This window comes from Phytomonospora sp. NPDC050363, assembly GCF_040655735.1.
Classification (GTDB): domain Bacteria; phylum Actinomycetota; class Actinomycetes; order Mycobacteriales; family Micromonosporaceae; genus Phytomonospora.
Window position 1 is genome coordinate 446,835 of record NZ_JBFAKK010000006.1, and the last position, 17,751, is coordinate 464,585.

12 protein-coding genes are annotated in these 17,751 nt (G+C 68.5%); 7 read left to right on the forward strand and 5 right to left on the reverse strand.

Features of this window, described 5'->3' with window-relative positions; translation table 11 throughout:
• Positions 1–21 precede the first annotated feature (21 nt).
• Positions 22–1,008 carry a helix-turn-helix domain-containing protein gene (locus AB0I28_RS19350; protein ID WP_357495020.1) on the reverse strand — a complete coding sequence of 329 codons (987 nt, stop codon included), beginning with the start codon at positions 1,006–1,008 and terminating at the stop codon, positions 22–24.
• A gap of 106 nt (positions 1,009–1,114) precedes the next feature.
• Here AB0I28_RS19350 and AB0I28_RS19355 point away from each other — a divergent pair, with 106 nt between their 5' ends.
• A complete protein-coding gene (locus AB0I28_RS19355) occupies positions 1,115–2,047 on the forward strand; it encodes an NADP-dependent oxidoreductase (protein WP_357495022.1) in 933 nt (310 codons plus the stop codon).
• 53 nt (positions 2,048–2,100) lie between these two features.
• Here the strand turns inward: AB0I28_RS19355 and sigJ are convergent, their stop codons facing one another.
• From sigJ to AB0I28_RS19370, 3 genes are all read right to left on the reverse strand, one after another.
• Positions 2,101–3,015 (reverse strand): RNA polymerase sigma factor SigJ, encoded by a 915-nt coding sequence (gene sigJ / locus AB0I28_RS19360; RefSeq protein WP_357495025.1) that lies wholly within the window; start codon positions 3,013–3,015, stop codon positions 2,101–2,103.
• The gene (locus tag AB0I28_RS19365) at positions 3,012–4,184 is read right to left on the reverse strand and encodes an FAD-dependent oxidoreductase (protein ID WP_357495027.1); all 1,173 of its coding nucleotides are present in this window, start codon (positions 4,182–4,184) and stop codon (positions 3,012–3,014) included. Before AB0I28_RS19365 ends, sigJ begins: the two co-directional genes overlap by 4 nt.
• A 75-nt stretch (positions 4,185–4,259) precedes the next feature.
• Positions 4,260–5,054 (reverse strand): SDR family NAD(P)-dependent oxidoreductase, encoded by a 795-nt coding sequence (locus AB0I28_RS19370; RefSeq protein WP_357495029.1) that lies wholly within the window; start codon positions 5,052–5,054, stop codon positions 4,260–4,262.
• Positions 5,055–5,178: 124 nt separating this feature from the next.
• Here AB0I28_RS19370 and AB0I28_RS19375 point away from each other — a divergent pair, with 124 nt between their 5' ends.
• Positions 5,179–6,393 carry an MFS transporter gene (locus tag AB0I28_RS19375; protein ID WP_357495031.1) on the forward strand — a complete coding sequence of 405 codons (1,215 nt, stop codon included), beginning with the start codon at positions 5,179–5,181 and terminating at the stop codon, positions 6,391–6,393.
• A gap of 6 nt (positions 6,394–6,399) precedes the next feature.
• Here AB0I28_RS19375 and AB0I28_RS19380 read toward each other — a convergent pair whose 3' ends face one another.
• Positions 6,400–8,286 (reverse strand): glycosyltransferase family 2 protein, encoded by a 1,887-nt coding sequence (locus AB0I28_RS19380; RefSeq protein ID WP_357495033.1) that lies wholly within the window; start codon positions 8,284–8,286, stop codon positions 6,400–6,402.
• A gap of 141 nt (positions 8,287–8,427) precedes the next feature.
• Here AB0I28_RS19380 and AB0I28_RS19385 point away from each other — a divergent pair, with 141 nt between their 5' ends.
• The 5 genes from AB0I28_RS19385 to AB0I28_RS19405 all read left to right on the forward strand — a co-directional run bounded on the left by AB0I28_RS19385 (position 8,428) and on the right by AB0I28_RS19405 (position 17,740).
• Positions 8,428–9,675 carry a crosslink repair DNA glycosylase YcaQ family protein gene (locus AB0I28_RS19385; protein ID WP_357495035.1) on the forward strand — a complete coding sequence of 416 codons (1,248 nt, stop codon included), beginning with the start codon at positions 8,428–8,430 and terminating at the stop codon, positions 9,673–9,675.
• Positions 9,676–10,214: 539 nt separating this feature from the next.
• Positions 10,215–11,687, forward strand: a complete 1,473-nt coding sequence (locus AB0I28_RS19390; RefSeq protein ID WP_357495037.1) for a hypothetical protein — start codon at positions 10,215–10,217, stop codon at positions 11,685–11,687.
• Positions 11,684–15,040: an AAA domain-containing protein gene (locus AB0I28_RS19395; RefSeq protein WP_357495039.1), complete on the forward strand. Its 3,357-nt coding sequence runs from the start codon at positions 11,684–11,686 to the stop codon at positions 15,038–15,040. The genes AB0I28_RS19390 and AB0I28_RS19395 overlap by 4 nt, the downstream gene beginning before the upstream one ends.
• Positions 15,037–16,215 carry a hypothetical protein gene (locus AB0I28_RS19400; RefSeq protein WP_357495041.1) on the forward strand — a complete coding sequence of 393 codons (1,179 nt, stop codon included), beginning with the start codon at positions 15,037–15,039 and terminating at the stop codon, positions 16,213–16,215. The genes AB0I28_RS19395 and AB0I28_RS19400 overlap by 4 nt, the downstream gene beginning before the upstream one ends.
• Positions 16,208–17,740: a phospholipase D-like domain-containing protein gene (locus tag AB0I28_RS19405; RefSeq protein ID WP_357495043.1), complete on the forward strand. Its 1,533-nt coding sequence runs from the start codon at positions 16,208–16,210 to the stop codon at positions 17,738–17,740. Before AB0I28_RS19400 ends, AB0I28_RS19405 begins: the two co-directional genes overlap by 8 nt.
• The last annotated feature ends 11 nt before the right edge of the window (positions 17,741–17,751 follow it).

Consider the following 17,751-nt stretch of genomic DNA (forward strand, 5'->3'; position numbering starts at 1 on the left):
CGGCCGGTGTGCCCTTCGACTTCATGCGCTGACAGCGAAATCGCCGCGGAAGGTGCGCCGGTAGGTGCCGGGGGCGACTCCGAGGGCGGCGCGCATGTGCTGGCGCAGCGAGGTTCCGGTGCCGAAGCCGGTGCGCACGGCGATCTGGTCGACGGCGAGGTCGGAGCGTTCGAGCAGGTGGCGGGCGGCGTCAAGGCGCTGGGCGGTGAGCCAGCGGGCGGGGCTCTGGCCGGTCTCGTCGCGGAAGCGGCGGGTGAAGGTGCGGCGGCTCATGCGGGCGTGCCCGGCGAGGATCTCCAGGGTGAGCGGCCGGTCGAGACGTTCGATGGCCCAGGCGCGGGTGGCGGCGGTGCCGCGCTCGGCGGGGTCGGGCACCGGCCGTTCGATGTACTGGGCCTGGCCGCCGTCGCGCCAGGGCGGAACGACGCAGCGCCGGGCGACCTGGTTGGCGATCTCGCTGCCGTGGTCGCGGCGGACGAGGTGAAGGCACACGTCGACGCCCGAGGCGACGCCGGCCGAGGTGAGGATGTCCCCGTCGTCGACGAACAGGACGTCGGCGTCGACCCGGACCTTCGGGAACAGCGCCTGGAAGTGGCCGGCGTGGTGCCAGTGGGTGGTCGCGGGGCGGCCGTCGAGGAGTCCGGCGGCGGCCAGGACGTATGAGGCGACGCAGATGGACACGACGCGGGTGCCGGGCCGGATGCGGGCGAGTCCGGCGGCGACTTCGGGCCGCAGGACGCCGCTGTCGTAGACGGGGTCGGTGTCGTCGTGGGCCGGCGGGATGATCACCGTGTCGGCGGTCTCCAGTGCCTCGGGGCCGTGGTCGGGCGTGATGGCGAAGTCCGCCGCGCTGCGTACCGGTCCGCCGTCGAGGGTGCACGTGACCGTCTCGTAGAGGGCGCGGTCGCCGGGGCCGAGGGCGGTGCCGAGGATGCGCGAGGGGATCCCGAGTTCGAAGGGGATGACGGCGGGCAGGGCGAGGACGGCGACCTTGTGCGCGATGACCATGGCCCGATTCTTTCAGATGTCGACCCACGGGCCGTTTACCGGTGGTCGGCCTTCATCGCAGGCTGGAGGCGTGCACCGTCGGGGTGCCGAGACGAGGAGGAAAGAGATGGCGACGATGCGCGCTGTACTGCCCGGTCCGGACGGACTCGCCGTGGGCGAGGTGGACCGTCCGGAACCGGGTCCGGTCGAAGTGCTGGTGCGGGTGCACGCGGCGAGCGTGAACCCGACCGACGTCAAGACCGTCGAGAACGGACGGCGCATGGACGGCGGGGCGGCCACCACGCCCGGCTACGACGTGTCGGGCGTGGTCGAGGCGGTCGGCGCGGGCGTCCGGCTCTACCGGCCCGGCGACGAGGTCTTCGGCATGATCCGCTTCCCGCACCCCGGTCGCGCCTTCGCCGACTACGTCACCGCTCCCCCGCGCCACCTGGCGCTCAAGCCGGCCGGCGTGGATCACGTGCACGCCGCCGCGCTGCCGCTGGTCTCGCTGACGGCCTGGCAGGCCCTGGTCGACATCGCGTCGGTCCAGCCCGGCCAGCGGGTACTGATCCACGCGGCGGCCGGAGGTGTCGGCCACGTCGCGGTCCAGCTCGCCAAGGAGCTCGGCGCCCACGTCATCGGGACCGCCAGCGCCGCCAAGCACGACTTCCTCCGCTCGCTGGGCGCCGACGAGCTGATCGACTACACCGCCACCGACTTCGCCGATGTCCTCGAAGGCCTCGACGTCGTGGTCGACACCATGGGAGGCGACTACGGCGAGCGGTCCCTGAGCGTGCTCCGGGACGGCGGCGTGCTGGTGAACCTGCTGCCGCCGGCCTCGCCCGATCTGGTGGACAAGGCCGCCGCGCGCGCGATCCCCGCCGGGTTCATGCTCGTCGAGCCCGACCACGCCGACATGCGCACCATCGCGCGCCTGGCGGGGTCGGGGAAGCTGCGCGCCGAGACCGACACCGTGCTGCCCCTGGAAGAGGCGCAGAAGGCCCACGACCGTGTGGCCACCGGTCGCGCGAGGGGCAAGGTCGTGCTCACCACCGTGTGATGCAGGCGGGCGCGGCACTCGACGTCGAGCCCGGTGCCGCGCCCGCCGCCCGCTCAGGCCGTCCCGTCGCCGGCACTGCGGATGTGACCGAGCTTGTCAGGGTTGGCGACGCAGAGGAGGCGGGTGATGCGTCCCTCGGCGTCGAGTTCGGCGATGAAGGTCGCGTGGGGCTTGCCGTCGAGGAAGACGATGCCGCCGGGCTCGCCGTTGATCCAGGTGGGGGCGGCGGTCAGGTTTCCCTCGACGAAGCCGTTCGCCTTCGCCATCGCGCGCGCCACCCGGCTGCTGCCGCTGATGGGCCGCAGGTTTCCCGCGACCCGGCCGCCGGTGTCGGTGACGACCGTGATGTCGGGGGCGAGGACTTCCAGGAGGGTGGCGAGGTCACCGTTGATGCTGGCGGTCATGAACCGCTCGGTGACCTCGCGCTGCTTCTCGCGGTCGCTGACGAAGCGGGGGCGCTGCTCGGCGACGTGGGCGCGGGCCCGTTTCACCAGCTGCCGGACACCGGCCTCGCTGCGGTCGAGGGCCTCACCGATCTCACCGTGGCTGAAACCGAAGGCCTCGCGCAGGACGTAGGCGGCCCGTTCGAGCGGCGAAAGGGACTCCAGCAGGACGAGCATCCCCAGCGAGACCGAGTCGCGCAGGGCGGCCAGGGCGCCCGGGTCGCCGGTGCCGGCGATGACGGGCTCCTCCTCGGTGCTCGGCTCGGGCAGCCAGGAGCCGGTGTAGTCCTCGTGCCGCGACGCGGCGCTGCGCAGCCGGTCGAGGCTCAGGCGGGTCACGATCGTGACCAGGAAGGCGCGCGGGTTGACGATCTCGGTCTCGGCGCCGGCCTTGTCCCACTTGGGCCAGGCGTCCTGCACGACGTCCTCGGCGTCGGTGAAACTGCCGAGCATCCGGTAGGCCACGGCGCGCAGCACCGGCCGGTTCTCCTCGAACGTGTCGATCATCGTGCTCACCCTGCTCACGCCTCCTCCATCGCGCCGGCCGGCCGAACCCTGCGGTGCGGAAGGTAGGGACCGGGACCGGGACCGCCGAACATGAACACCGCCGAGCCGAGTACGAGATCCTTGTACCAGACGGCGACCCGGCCGCGCAGGACGGCGTTGCGCGGCGACTCGTCGGAGGCGTGCACGAACTGGATGACGGCGTCCTTGCGTCCCAGGCTCACGCATTGGTGGATGTGGCGGAAGGTGAAGGGCTCGGGCCGGCCGCCGGAGATGGCCTTGGCGAGGGCGTCGGCGATGTAGGGGCCTTGGAAGCCGCCGGAGCGGCAGCCGTAGGCGAGGCTGTCGCCCCATGTCCCGGCGAGCGCGGCGGCGTCCCCGATGACGTGGATCCCGGGGTGGGATACCGAGCGGAGGCGGTCGTCGACGATCGCGCGTCCGGCGCGGTCGACGGTGAGGCCGGCCTCGGCGGCGAGTTCGGGGACGGTGAAGCCGCCGGCCCATACGCACACGTCGAAGTCGACGGTGGTGCCGTCGTCGAGGAGGAGCGCCCGCTCGGTGATCTCGGTGACGGCGGCGCCGGAGACCACGTCGACGCCGAGGCGGGTGAAGGCCGCGTCGACGTGCTCCTTCGCGGCCGGGGAGAGGTGGGCGCCGGGTTCCCCGCGGGAGACGAGCCGGACGGTGAGGCCGGGCCGGGACTCGGCGAACTCCGTGGCGGCCTCGATGCCGGTGAGCCCGCCTCCGCAGACGACGAGGGTGCCGGTGGTGGCCTCGGCGAGCGCGGCGGCGGTCGAGGGTTCGAGGACGTGGGCGTGCTCGCCGATACCGGGGACCGAGGTGGTGTCGACGCGGCTGCCGAGGGCGTAGACGAGGGTGTCGTAGGCGATCTCTCGACGGCCCTCGGCGGTATCGACGGTGACCGTCCGGGCGGTGGTGTCGATGTCGTGGGCGGTGCCGATGACCAGGTCGACGGCCGTCCCGGCGAGGAATCCGGTGAGCGGCAGGGGCGCCAGTTCCTGGCCGGTGGCAACCTGGTGGAGGCGTGGGCGCTGGACGAACTCGTCGCGTGCGTTGACGAGGGTGACGCCGACCAGTGCGGTGTCGACCCGGCGGGCGAGACGGGCGGCGGCGGTCAGGCCCGCGTATCCGGCTCCCAGTACGACGACCCGGTGCTCGATGCTGTCCATGGCGTGTTCCTCGCTGTTCCTCGGGCGGTGTTCACCAAGGAGACGCGCCCGGGACGAGAAACGTGACAGCGCCGCTCAGCTGGGGAAGAAGACGTCGGTGAGAAGGCGTCCGTCGGCGAGGAGGCCGCCGTCGACGGGGAGCACGAGGCCGGTGATCCAGGAGGCGTCCTCGGAGGCGAGGAAGGCGACGGCGGCGGCGATGTCCTCGGGTTGCCCCGCGCGGGCCATGGGGTAGCGGGTGCCGATGTCGTCGATGTCCTGCTTCTTCCACGCGCGGGTGCGAATCGAGCCGGGCGCGACCAGGTTGACGCGGATGGATCCTTCGAGGCCGGCGGCGAGGCGGGAGCGCGGGGAGTATTCGACGGCGAGGTTCTGGGTGAGGCTCTGCAAGCCGGCCTTGGCCGCGGAGTAGGCGGCCGCGCCGAAGGCGGCGATGCCGTTGATGGAGCCGATGGAGACGACGTTGCCGGCCGGCGCGGCGAGCAGGTGCGGGAGCGCGGCCTTGACGCAGCGGACGGCGCCGAGCAGCGTCGGGTCGACCTGGCGGTGCCACTCCTCCTCGTCGAGGTCGTCGAACTTCGGCCGGCCCGCGACGCCGACGTTGTTCACCAGTACGTCGAGCCTGCCGTGCGCCTCCATGGCGGCGGCCACCGCGGCGTCGACGCTCTCCCGGTCGGTGACGTCGCAGGCGACCGGGACGGCCCTGGCGCCCTCGGCGGTCAGTTCGGTGGCGGTCGCCTCGGCGGCCGCGAGGTCGATGTCGGAAACGGTCACGGCCGCTCCCTCGGCCGCGAGCCTGCGGGCGACGGCTCGCCCGATGCCGCGCGCCGCGCCGGTGACGAGGACGGCACGGTCGTCGAATCGCCGCATGGGACACCTCCGGGGTCGATGAATGCGTCCACAGTAGAGCTTCCCGGATCCGTTGTGCGGATTCCTGACTCGCCGTCGGCGATCTTGATCTGGTAGCTTTCCGGACTTCGTGTCCGGAGGTCCGATGCTCACCACTCTGCGGCGGCGCGTGTTCGGCGACGCCGACTATCGCCGCTACCTGCTGCTGCTCACCGTCACCGGCGCGGCCGGCTCGGCCGGGATGCCCCTGGTGCCGCTGTTCTTGTCGCAGGAGCTCGGCGCGAGCCTCGCCGAGGTCGGTGTCCTGACCGTCTCCGGGCTGCTCGGCGTCGCCGTCAACCTTCCCGTCGGCAGGCTCAGCGACCGCCTTCGCTCGCGCCGGCCGCTGATGCTGGTCTTCGCCTCATGCATGGGACTCGGCTGGGCACTCCTCGGTTTCGCGTCCTCCTTCTGGGTCGCGATCGGCATCTACGCGGTGCTCCTGTCGGCCCCCTTCGGAACGCTCAACGCGCAGATCTTCGCCGCCCTCAACGACACCATGCGCGAGCGCGGAGAGTCCCGGCCGTCGACGATCAACACGACCCTGCGCGGCGGCTACTCCTTCGGCTACATGCTCGGACCCGTCCTGAGCACCGTGCTGGCCGCGAGCGTGGGCATCCGCGCCGCGTTCTGGATCGCCGTGGCCGCCTACGCCCTCGTCGTCGTCCTCGCGTCGCGAATCCGCCCGGGCGCGGGTCCGCGCGCGACGGACACCGGCGAGAACGGCGCGAAGCGCACCGGGATCCTCCCGCTGGCGCTGTTCGCGTGCGGGCTGAGCATGGTCATCGTCGGAGACATGCTCCGCGACGTCTACCTGCCCATCTACGTCGTGGAGTACCTGCACCAGAGCACGGTCGCCTTCGGCGTGCTGATCGCCGCCATCGCCGGACTCGAGGTCGTCGTATTCCCGCTGGTCGGCGCGCTGGCCGACCGCTTCGGCATCGAACGCGTCATCGTCGCCGCTCTCGCCATCGGCGTCGTGGCCTACGCCGTCCTGGCCTCCAGCACGCAGATGTGGCAGGTCTGGCTGTTCCGCCTGCTGCAGGTCGTGCTGTTCGCCGCGACCATCGGGCTCGGCCTCAGCTACGCCCAGGGGCTCGTCCCCGGGCGGGCCGGACTGGCGTCGGCGACATTCTTCAGCGCGCAGACCGCCGCGCGACCCGTCAGCGGACTGGTGGGCGCCGCGGCGGTCGGCGGCCTGTCCCTGCCGGGGATCTTCTGGGTGCCGGCGGGACTGTGCGCGCTGTGCCTGGTGGTCTTCGCGGCGACCTCCCTGCGCGGGCGCAAGCCAGTTCACGAGGAGGCCGGGGTGAGCGTGTGAACGGACCTAACGGCGCAGCTTCGCCAGCAGCTTCGTCAGACGCGGCAGGACCCGCAGCTGCACCGGCCTGCCCTTCTGGTTGACGACGGCGACCTCGCGGCGCAGATCGCCGATCCGCACCTCGGCACGGACCTCCCACGCGCCCGGACGCACGCGCAGGATCGGCAGCGACAGGCTCGCGGTCAGCCGGAAGGCGCCGGACTCGACCGTCACGGCCGTCGGCATCGTCAGCCGCGCCGAGCCCCGGGCGAGCACGATCGCCGCCTCAGTGCGGCGGGCGTCCTTAGGCGGCGGGTAATCGGCCACCACGCGCAGGCTGGTCGTGGTGCTGCGCAGGCTCACCAGGCGCGGTGAGGGATAGCTGGAGTGGACCCGTTCGCCCAGATCGAGGCCCAGGTTGCCGTGCTTGCTGAAGAAGGTCGTGGCGACGACCGACCCTCCCGGGCGCCGGACCTCGTGCGAGTCGGCGGCGGTCTCCACCGACTCGGCCCGCCGCGCGCCGAGGCGCCTCTCCCGCCGAACCCCCTCGGCCGAGATCGAGACGGACAGGTCCCACAACCCGTCGGCGAGCGCCTTGCCCCCGGCGGCCTTCGAGACGTCCACGAAGGCTTCGAAGGAGGTGCCGCCACCGGCAGGGGTGGCCTCGACGTGGTGCCCGGTCTTGCCGTCGCGGGCGCGCACGATCACGGAGACGGTCTGCGGCCGGTCGCTCAGGTCCGGCAGCACGGCCTCGAAGCCGATGGTCAGGCCGCGCTCGCTCCACGCCAGCGAGGTCAGGCGGTGCTCGACGGCCAGCCGGTCGGTCAGGTCGTAGACCGAGTCGGGGACGCGCAGGGTCTCGTCGCGGAAAAAGTTCAGCGGCCGGTAGACCCGCTCGCCGTCGACGACCGCGGCCGGCGACTCGGTCTTCAGAAGGTCGGGAAGAGCCTCCTGGAAGGCCTCGAACTCCCCTTCGGCGATGAGGTGGGACATGAGACGCCGGCGGGGGTCGAGTTTGGCGAGGACGCCGTCGGTCAGGCAGTCCTTGAGCACCGCGCGGGCGAGCTCGAAGGTCTCGCGTTTCTCGGCGGGGGTCAGTTCGCGCGCCCAGTAGGCGGAGAAGAGCGTGAGCACGGCGGTGCGGACGTGCCGGGCCATGAGGTGGTCGCGTTTCGGGCCCGGCGGGACGTGATCGGCGACGATGGCGACCAGGTCGGCCGCGACCGCGTGGAGGGCCGGGTAGTCGGGCCGCTGGGAGGTCGCGTTGGAACCGTCGGGGCGCGTGCGCAGGTAGTAGCAGTCGTAGTCGGCGAGGATCGAGATGACCTCGGCGTTGAGGTAGCAGCGGCTGGTGAAGGGCCCGTCCTCGCGGCGGGCGACGCCTTCGGGGAAGCGGATGCCGTGGCGCTCGATCATCTCGCGCCGGAAGAGCTTCCACGGGCCGAGGCTGTTGAAGACGTTCGACTTGTACAGGTCGACCTTGTCCGCCGAGCGACCGAACATCGACTTCGGGGCGCGGTCGCGGTGTCCGGGAGGCGTGGCCATGCGGCCGAGCAGGACGTCCGAGGACGCGCGCTCGGCCATGGCGACCATGCGTTCGAGGGCCTCGTCGCCGAGGTAGTCGTCGGCGTCGAGGAAGAAGACGTAGGTGCCCTTGGCGCGATCGAGACCGAAGTTGCGCGGGCCGCCGGGGCCGCCGGAGTTCTCGGGAAGGCGGTGGACCCGAAGCTCGGGGAAGTCGGCGGCGAGTCTTTCGAGTTCTTCCCAGCTGCCGTCACGGGAGCGGTCGTCGACGGCGATGACCTCGATGTTGTCCGTCCCGATCGTCTGGCGCCGCACCGAGGCGACGCATTCGGCGAGCCAGGGCCGGACGTCGAAGACCGGGATGATGACCGTCACAAGAGGGGCAGGCACATGCGGATCCTAGCGGTGCGTGTCCGCCCGGTCCCCGCAGCGGCATAGATCAACTTCAGTCCATGTTCGAGTCGCGTCCTGTCACCCCCCACCGGTACTCTGCGCCACCGGAGCCCTTTCGCTCCGGGAGCAGAAGACGAGGTGCCCGAGATTCCCACCGCAGAGCGAGTCCTCACCATCAGCCGCGTCGAGGCGAGGCGGCTGGCCATCTCGCGCCAGCACCTCGCCGCGGTCCGTCCGCGCGCCGACGACGAGGGCCTGCGCACGGTGCTGCGCGCGCTGCGCTACCTCCAGCTCGACCCGATCAGTGTGGTCGCGCCGAGCCACGACCTGGTCGTGTGGAGCAGGCTCGGGCCCACCGCCGGGGCGGGACTGCGCCGGCTGTGGTGGGAGGACCGGTGGCTGTTCGAGTACTGGGCCCACGCCGCCGCGATCGTGCTCACCGAGGACTACCCGCTGCACCGGGCGACGATGGACGCCCACCCGCCCGCCAACTTCACCGCGATCAAAGCGTGGGTGGAGGCCAACGGCCGCCTGCTCGGCCATGTCCTCGAGCGCCTCGGTGAGGGCGTCGCACTGCCCACCGACGCCTTCGACGACTGCGCCGATGTGTCCTGGGAGTCCACCGGCTGGACGGCCGGCCGCAACGTCGAGCGCATGCTGGCCCACCTGTGGCGGCAGGGCCGGATCATGGTCGCCGGCCGCGCCGGCGGCAAGCGCCTGTGGGGACTGCCCGAGGCCTGCCTGCCCACCGGCACCGACCGGGTCGCGATGTCGCCCGTCGAGAAGGTCACCGCGGCCACCGAGCACACCCTCCGCGCGCTCGGCGCGGCCCGCCCGCTCGACATCCGCCAGTACTTCCTGCGCGGCGACTATGTGGGGCTGCCGGCGATCCTGCGCTCGCTCACCGAACAGGGCCGCGTCGTCCCCGTTCGCGTGGACGGCACCGCCGCCAAGGAGACCTGGTACGTCCACGCCGAGGCGCTCGCCGGGCTCGACGCGATCCGCGCCGGAGAGTGGGAGGGCCGGACCGCCCTGCTGTCGCCCTTCGACAACCTCATCAACGACCGGCGCCTCACCGAGCGGCTGTGGGGTTTCGCGTTCCGCAACGAGATGTACGTTCCGAAGGCCCAGCGCGAGTACGGCTACTACCTCATGCCGGTCCTGCACGGCGACCGGCTCGTCGGGCGCCTCGCCCCCAGGCACGACCGCAAGCGCGGCGTGCTGGTCATCGAGGGCCTGTTCCTGGAACCCGACGTCGAAGCGACCGCCGCGCTCCGCCGGGCGGTGTCGGCCGAGATCGCCGACCTGGCCGCGCTCACCGGAGCCTCCGCGATCGAGTACGGCGTCGTCCCGGACCGTTGGAGGACGGCGCTGGTTCGCGACTGAGGCGGTGGGGTCGAGGGCGATGCTGGACTGCGGTGCCCAGGAAAGACCGGGCTCGCCGGCAGTAGGCCTCCAGCAGCGCGTGCTCCTTCACCGGCCGGTCGAGCCGCCGTCCGTGGAAGGTCGCGTCCCGGCCGGGTGGGGTTCACTGCCACTGGTTCGCAGGGTCCTCGGGCGGGCCGAGGTCGCCGCCGGTCACGTGAACGCGCAGGACCAGCACGGGAAAGGACCAGCCGCAGCGGCTGGTGCCGTTCCCCCATCGGATGATGTGACTAAACGTCGGGCATGGGGGATATGACATCGGCAGGCCTATGGGCGACCATGAGCCACCGGCCTTGTCAGATCAACGACACTAACGGTCGCGAACACTCGTATCGCAAGTACATTCCATTCTTCGCCGCCGCCGGCCTTGCATCGAGAGCGCGATGGAATCATTGATCATCCTTCTTCGCGAGCCGAACTGAACTCATTCTTGACCGTTTTCTAGAGGAGGGGTCGGCTGGCACCCCTCTTCTGCTTCGACCGAGAGGGTGGTCGGCGACGTGGCCGACGGGACCGAACTTACGTTCGACCAACGCATGGAGATCATGCGCAGCATCACCCTCGGCTCCGAGACATACGGCGAAGGCATCGCATACGAGCAGGCGACTCGCTTCTACCTTGAACACCTCGTCGACGAGTGCGCCGAGCGCATCCGGATGGACTGCCCCGGCCTTCCTTCGCGTGTGGATCTATTGATCAGCGTCACCGGTTTCTCTCCGAGGCCCACCATCGTGGTCTGCAAGGTTCTGCAGCCGCGACGACTGGTGGTGATTCCCTCCGAGAACGCTCGAGGCAGTGTCAACGACATCGCCCGACACGTCATCGGACCGACCGGGCTCCAGCAGGCCGACTTCGTGCAGCGTCGATGCACGCCGACCGACCCTTTGAGCATCTACCACGTAGTCAAGGACGAACTTGAGCTCCTGGCGAGGGAAGACGAGCGAGCGGTGTCCTACATCGACATAACCGGCGGTCGCAAGGTCATGAGCGCGACGGCGGCTCTCGCAGCCTGGCAACTGGATCTCGGTCTGTGCTATTTGGACGGGGAGTGGGATCCCGTGCTGCGCCAGGCGGTTCCCGGTCGCGACCGGTTGCTCCTGCTCGACAATCCCACCTCCCTCTTCGGCGAGCAGGAGATGAACGCGGCCGATCATGCCTTCGACGGTGGTGCCTACGAAGCCGCACGAAATCGCTTCGACGAGTTGGCGGTGCGCCTGGCTCGGCCGATCGAGGCGAGGTTCTGGGGCGCACTGTCCAGGCTCTACCAGGCCTGGTGCGACCTGGATCTGGTCTCTCTTCCCGATGCGATCGATGGCGTGCGCCGTACCCTTTCCCCCATGCAGAGACAGCTCCCGGCTTCCGCTGCGACCCGCCTGGCGGCGCAACTGGAGTTTCTCGAGCAACTCGTCAATCGTGACCCGCGAGCGCTTCTACTCTCGTTCAACCTGCTCGACGATCACTATCGAAAAGTCGGCCGCCACGACTTCGCCGCGCTCTTCTCGTATCGGACGATCGAGCGTTGCCTCGTCGGGCGACTGGCCGCTCAAAACCCTACCTTCGATCCGAAGGCACCTTCTTATGATCTTTTGACGAACGATGTACCGGCATTGCGCCAGGCCTACCGCAGCGTCTGTGACGCCGTTGACGGCCCGAAGCCCGGCCGTGCCCTTCCCAGGAACCTCGGCGTCTTCGCGGCGGCAGCACTGTTGCAAGCACAAGGCGATGCGGTCACTGACCCCGCAGAACTTGCGACCGCGACTGATCTCCAGGAGCTTCGCAAACTCGCCGAGGCCAGAAATCAGTCAGTTCTGGCCCATGGTGAAGAATCGGTGTCGCCGAAGATCTCGGCAGATCTCAACCGCAAAGCCCTGCGCGTGCTGCGCGCATACTGGCAACTCACGTACCCGGGCGAAGATCTCGACGGTATCCGAGCCGAGCTGGCCTTCCTCAGCGCCGAGGATTCGGGTAAATGATCAGGATTGTTCTGGCGGCCATCTGGCTCGATGAGCTCCGCCGCCAGCTGAAAGCTCGGTATGACGTACCCACTCCATCCGCAAGCGGACTGCGTCTGACGGCGTTCGGTGATCTCGACAAGCGTCTCGCGCGATCCCGGTTGGACCGAGGCGAAGTACGCGACCAAATCGCGGCGGGCATACTCGACATCACCTCGATCGACTCGGATAATCCTGAGCATCCGCGCTTTCGTCTGACCACCCGACGTCTTGAGGTCTACCTGCACACGGAACCTTGGGCGAGAGATCGCCGGCGATCGCTCACCGTCCTCGACAGGGCCGTAACTCGCGGCAAGAGGCGATCGGTCGACCCGTACGCCCCGTTTCTTCCCGGCCTCGTAACCATCGATGCTCCACAAGACACCGGACCCTGCGACTTGGCGACCATCGCGGATGGGGTCCAGCGTCACCGCCTCGCGTCCGAGGCCGAGCACGCACTGCCAGAATTGCAGCTCCACCCCCGAATGCAGCTGGACCTGCGGGCTTCGGCTCGAAAACGCTTCGGCTCCCTGCGTGCCCTCCTCGAACTCGGTGCGCAGCGAGCGGCCCACGGCGCTGAACTCTCTCGTTCGGGAACGATCGTCGACCCCGGACTCATCAGCGGCGAAAGCTTCACCGGAGGGCTCACCATCGAACTCGACGCTCCGGCCCCATTCGCAGCCGAGAGCGGCGACACAGTGTCCCTGGCCTTGACAGGTAGTGCCTCCTCGAAACCCCACCGGCTGCAACTTGTCCAGTTGTTCGACGAGGGCGCCATGGTGACATGGCCCGACAACCCTAGGGACGCCGCTCGTGCGCAACGCGAATTCACCGTCGGCACACGTGTAGTCCTCGCACAGACTAAGGATTTCCGATACCAACGTCACTACACCGCAGTCCGGGAATTCCTTGACGAGAGAAACATCGTCGGGAACTGGGCGGCATTGGCCACCCTGCTGTGCGAGCCCGGCCGCCTTCCACGGCCCGTGACAGCGCCGCCGATCCCGGCCACGGAGCTTGCTCTCAACGACGGCCAGAAGGAAGCCGTCCGGACGATCCTCGCGGCGCCCTATGCGTGCATGATCCAGGGTCCACCGGGCACCGGGAAGACGCAGGTGATCGCCGCCGCCGTCACCGCCCTGGTCAAACGCGGAGAACGCGTGCTGCTCACGGCTCCCACGCATGTGGCACTCGATGAAGTGCTTGCCCGCCTGCTGGACGAGACCGACGTGCTACCGATCCGCCGCAGTTGGCGTTTGGATCTGGTCGACGAACGGGTGCGGCATCTCACTGAAGACGGGTACACACACGAACTCTCCACCGGTCTTCAGACACCTCACAACAGCCAGATGGCGACCTGGCGAAGCCGCCTCGAACGGATCCTGCTGGAGCGCGGGGCGCTGACGAGTTGGACCGAGGCCGCAGCGGACGGGCGTAGGAGCGCGGCCATGCTCGTAGTCGCCGAATCACAGTTCGCCCGCAACGAGCGTCAGCGCCGAAGCGACTATGAGGCCGTGCACCGGCACGTCGCGCAAGCGCGCGCTTCAGTCTTGACCTGCGCGGACCACCGCGAGCGATACCACCACGAGTACGGTACCGCTGCTCGTGATCTGCTTGCCGTCGAAGGAAGCGCCGGCAGCTGGATTCGCGGGATCGCGAAACTAGGACTCGGTGCCCTTGCTCGAGCACGTCGTCGAAGCAGGAATCTCTGGGATCAGCTGCAGCGAGCGGACTCGCGGCTCAGCCAGGCACTGAACGACGAACACCGAGCCTTGGGAATCGAGGAAACGACCCTACGCCGACTCACCGCCGACCACTCGACAGACACCGCCCTGGTCAAACGCGCCGAGAAAGAACAGACCACGGCGCGTGCAAGCCTTGAAACGGCAGTCGAAAGGCTCGCGAACCTCGGCTTGACGCCGTTGCGGAAGTCCCCCGAACAGCACGGGACGTTTCTACGCCGGCTAGAGGCCGAGGAACGACAACTGCACGCGCGAATAGAGGTGCAGCAGCGCTGGTTCGAACTGGCGGAGATGCGAGGGACGGACGAAGAAGCCGACCGGAAGAGTGGCGTAAAGGTCATGGGGCCAGCGCTGGTCGGCGCGGTCAACCTGGTCTGCAGCACCGCCGCAGGTTTCGGTGGTGACGCGTCCTTTCGCGAACTCGACTACGACACACTGATCGTCGACGAGGCCAGCAAGGTCACCAGCGCCGAATTCCTCATCCCCGCACGCCGGGCCGCGAGATGGGTGCTCGTGGGTGACGAACGACAGCTGAGACCTTTCGTGGAACAGACGGATGAGCACCACCTTCACGCGATGGCCGCACTGGACTTCTCGGAACGCACACCCGGCCTCGCCCTCAAGGAGGCCGTGAACCACCTTTCCGAACTCTGGCGCGGTGAAGACGACGCCGAGGCGCACCAGTTCCGCGACATCAGCGTGGAGATCGCCGCGCAACGGCTCCTCGACGGCGGTAAATGGGTCGCGGCGCATCGCGCCATCTACTCCCGGCAGTTCCGCCACATCAACGCTCACGACACCTCACCTGAGCAGGCCCTCCTGCGAGCCATGCGAGAGCACCTCGTGGTGAGCCTCTTCGAGTTCTGCGTCGCCCGTGCACCGCGGGAACTGTGCCGCGCGCTCATCCAACAGAGGCGCATGCCCGGCGAACTCGCCGAACTCGTCCGCCTGCCGGTCTATCAGGGCAAGTACGAGACACCGAAACTGCTTCCTCCCGAGTCACAGCCACTGGTCAGCGTCACCTTCCCCCACCCGCTGACCTTCCTGGACACCTCCGCGCAGCCCAAGCCCTGGCATACACAGGACGGTACGACCTGTTACAACGAACTCGAAGCGAAGTTGGTCGTCGAAGTCTGCCGAGCGTGGAACCGCGAACTCACCAAACGCAACGCGACACGCCCGCTCACCGTCAGCATCCTCGCCTTCTATGGCGCGCAAGCACGTCTGATCCGCCGAAAACTCGGTGGCCCGAACCTCCGCGCCTATCCGCGCCTCGAATTCCGCGTCATCGACAGCGTCGATCGCATCCAAGGGCAGGAAGCGGACCTGGTCATCCTCTCCTTCTGCCGGGCCTACCGACTTCCCCGCCACAAAGAGTTCCGTCCACGAACGGCGCTGTGGCTGCAGAACATCAACCGGCTCAATGTGGCCTCGACACGTGCTCGCCGGGCGCTGGTGCTCGTGGGACATGCCGAGACTCTCCGTCGTCTGCGCGAGATCCCGGCGGCCGAGCGCTACTACGACAACCTCTTCGGTCTTCTTGAAAGCGGCAAGGGCTCGCTGCTCAACGAACTCGACACGGGTGCTCCATGACCAGCTTCCGTTCCGCCGATCACCATCTCCTCGATCCCGGCGCGCTCCATGCCCCCTGGGCCCGAATGCCCGTCCTGTGGTGGCGCGACGTTCCCCTTGCCGCCAGCGAGCCAGTCGAACTCACGCCCCTCGACCGCTTCGTGATCGAGGCTGCGATGAAGCTCGGCCGTCTCGGCAAGGAGGACTTCGAGCTGTTCACGGGGCTGCCTCAACGCGTGTTCGGGGGACTCGCGCGCCGCCTATGGAGTCTCAACATGGTCGAACTGACCGATGGAATCATCACGACTTCCGCAGGTGCCGCCGATGGCCTCGCCGATGGAACAGCACCCCGAACACGTGACATCAACACGGACCTGCTGTTTCTCCCATACACCGATGACCTTATCGCCGTCGAAGGCGGTCTCGGGGACTTCGAGCGAGCCATACCCCGTACGCAACGCAACGGGGTCCCGCTCCCTGACCGCTTCCATGGCCTTAGCCGCCACGAACTTCTCCGCGAACGCGTCCGCGCCGGCTCAGTGCTCAACCTCCCCGCCGGCGTGACCGGACCGGCGAACGATTCAGTCGACGAGCCGCTGGACGCTATGGCCGGGGTCAAAGGCGATCCGACGATTCCGCTCATCCCTACCATCGAGTGCTCGATCACCGTGCCACACGATTTGCAGCATCCGCACGTCATCCTGGAGCTGACAGCGAAGAACGCGAGCGCCCGTCTCGACGTCGGAGCGCCGGCGGGACTGATCCGATGGTTGACCTCAGTTGACCGCGAACTCCAGCGGGAACCTACTTCCCTGCGGCCCCTTGGCGCAGGCACGTTCGACTCGGCCAGGCTCCGCTACCACGATCTTGGCCGCTGGAGCGTGCAGGTCGACGGCCGGGAAGCCTCCCGGCTCGCTGAGCTCGGCTCACTCACCGCGGCAAGGTGCATCGACATCAGGAAGGAGGATGTCCGTCTGCTCAGTTCGATAGCCCTGCGGCCCTCGGACCCCGCCGCCGAGGAGCTCTTCGCTCTTGATGAGTTCCTGGACAGGCTGCTGGGCGCGCCGGATGAGGTGTACGAGCTTGCGAAGTCGTTCACCGGCGACCGAGCCGTCCTCCGGCGGCGCGCATGGACCCTTGGTCATTTCTGGATCGTGCACGTGCTTCGCGAAGCGGAGGACTTCGCCTATGGATGAGCACTCCACACCATCTGTGGTCGACCTTGGTGCCCTGCGGTCGGCCACAGGGTTCTTCGTACCTACAGCCAACATGCAGGCACCGTTCGCCGTCGAAGAAGACACCGGGAGGTGGCGCTTCGGTGCGACCTTCCGGGATTCCCCACAATCCTTGCGCGATCAAGTACTCGACATTGTCCGAGGCGCCCGGGAGAAGGTATTCGTCACCAGTTTCATCCTCGGCGACGAGCAACTGTCCCGGGAGCTCATCGCAGCGGCGGATCGCTTGAACGGCGGCGTATATGTCATCAGTGAGCTCAGTGAGGCCAGCCTGCGCCGGGGACTTGCCCGCCTAGCGGAAGCGCAAGAGAAGGACCCGCAGATCACGGCGAAGGTCGAGCAGGAGAAGAAGCGGTTCATGAGTCTCACGCGGCGCGGCATCGCGCTGCGAGGGCACGAGAACTGCCATGCCAAATTCGTCGTGGCCGACGACGCCATCGCCTGGGTTGGCAGCGCGAATCTCGAAACACGCGCCTTCACCGAGGTCGGTGAGGCTGGCGTCGTCATCACCGAGCCGCTTGAGGTCGGCCGACTCGCCCGCTTGTTCGCACGCATGTGGCTGACAGGGTGCCAATGGTGGCTCCCCAGCACGAGCACATACAGCGTTCAAAACTTGAAGGAAAGCCGTCTTCAGTGCCCGCTTCCGTTCGACGTTCCGGCGCCAGAGCCGACAGCGGGTCGACCCGCGATCATCTGGACCGATGCCGAAGACGAGAGCCTCCTGGCCACCATCCGCGACATCATCGACTCGGCGGAAAACTCCCTCCTGCTGGCCTCTTACACACTGGACGGCATGAGCACGAACCCCGATCTGATTCTGGAACGGATCGGGAAGGCGGTCGCGCAAGGAGTAGAGGTCACGATGCTGGTGCGCGCCAACAACCACAGAGACCGTCATCGCCGGGACGCCACCGCCTTCCACGATCTCGGGGTGCGTCTCGTCGCCGACGATCTCAATCACGCGAAAGCGGCCGTCGCCGACGAGAACAGAGGTGCCTTGTTCTCCGCAAATTTCGAGGCCAGGCACGGTCTTATCGCGGGTTCAGGCATGGAGATCGGCGCCCGCCTCGACGGCACGACCGCACTGGCCAAGCTGACGCGGTATCTGCGTCACGCGATCGAGACAGCCACCTACACATTCGACCCCGCACCGCATCAACTCCAACTGAACGACCGCCGTGTCTCACGAAGACCGCAGTGGCCACTGCCGAATCGTATGAAGGTGCTGGCCAACCCTGATGTTTGGCATCGGTTCACGCGCGGCGCCGTCCGCGGCCCCGCGCTGTGGACCAGACAGGGCGGACAACTCGAACTGCTGGTCGGAGACCGCCGCTGGCCCCTCGGGCCGGACAAGGCCGGAAACCTGCGCATGGGCCACTCCCAGGCCACCGAGCTGTCGACCATCGAACAGCTGACTGCATGGGAGCAGAGAACTCCACGCGATGTCACTTGGGGCTACTGTCCGGCCGCTCTCGAGAGGCGCTGACAGTCTGCGTT

What these genes read in the sequence shown, in the direction of transcription:
- AB0I28_RS19370 (WP_357495029.1), bottom strand. Translation starts at nt 5,054, where the DNA reads ATGCGGCGATTCGACGACCGTGCCGTCCTCGTCACCGGCGCGGCGCGC.
- AB0I28_RS19395 (WP_357495039.1), top strand. Translation starts at nt 11,684, where the DNA reads ATGATCAGGATTGTTCTGGCGGCCATCTGGCTCGATGAGCTCCGCCGC.
- AB0I28_RS19405 (WP_357495043.1), top strand. Translation starts at nt 16,208, where the DNA reads ATGGATGAGCACTCCACACCATCTGTGGTCGACCTTGGTGCCCTGCGG.
- AB0I28_RS19365 (WP_357495027.1), bottom strand. Translation starts at nt 4,184, where the DNA reads ATGGACAGCATCGAGCACCGGGTCGTCGTACTGGGAGCCGGATACGCG.
- AB0I28_RS19350 (WP_357495020.1), bottom strand. Translation starts at nt 1,008, where the DNA reads ATGGTCATCGCGCACAAGGTCGCCGTCCTCGCCCTGCCCGCCGTCATC.
- AB0I28_RS19400 (WP_357495041.1), top strand. Translation starts at nt 15,037, where the DNA reads ATGACCAGCTTCCGTTCCGCCGATCACCATCTCCTCGATCCCGGCGCG.
- AB0I28_RS19375 (WP_357495031.1), top strand. Translation starts at nt 5,179, where the DNA reads ATGCTCACCACTCTGCGGCGGCGCGTGTTCGGCGACGCCGACTATCGC.
- AB0I28_RS19355 (WP_357495022.1), top strand. Translation starts at nt 1,115, where the DNA reads ATGGCGACGATGCGCGCTGTACTGCCCGGTCCGGACGGACTCGCCGTG.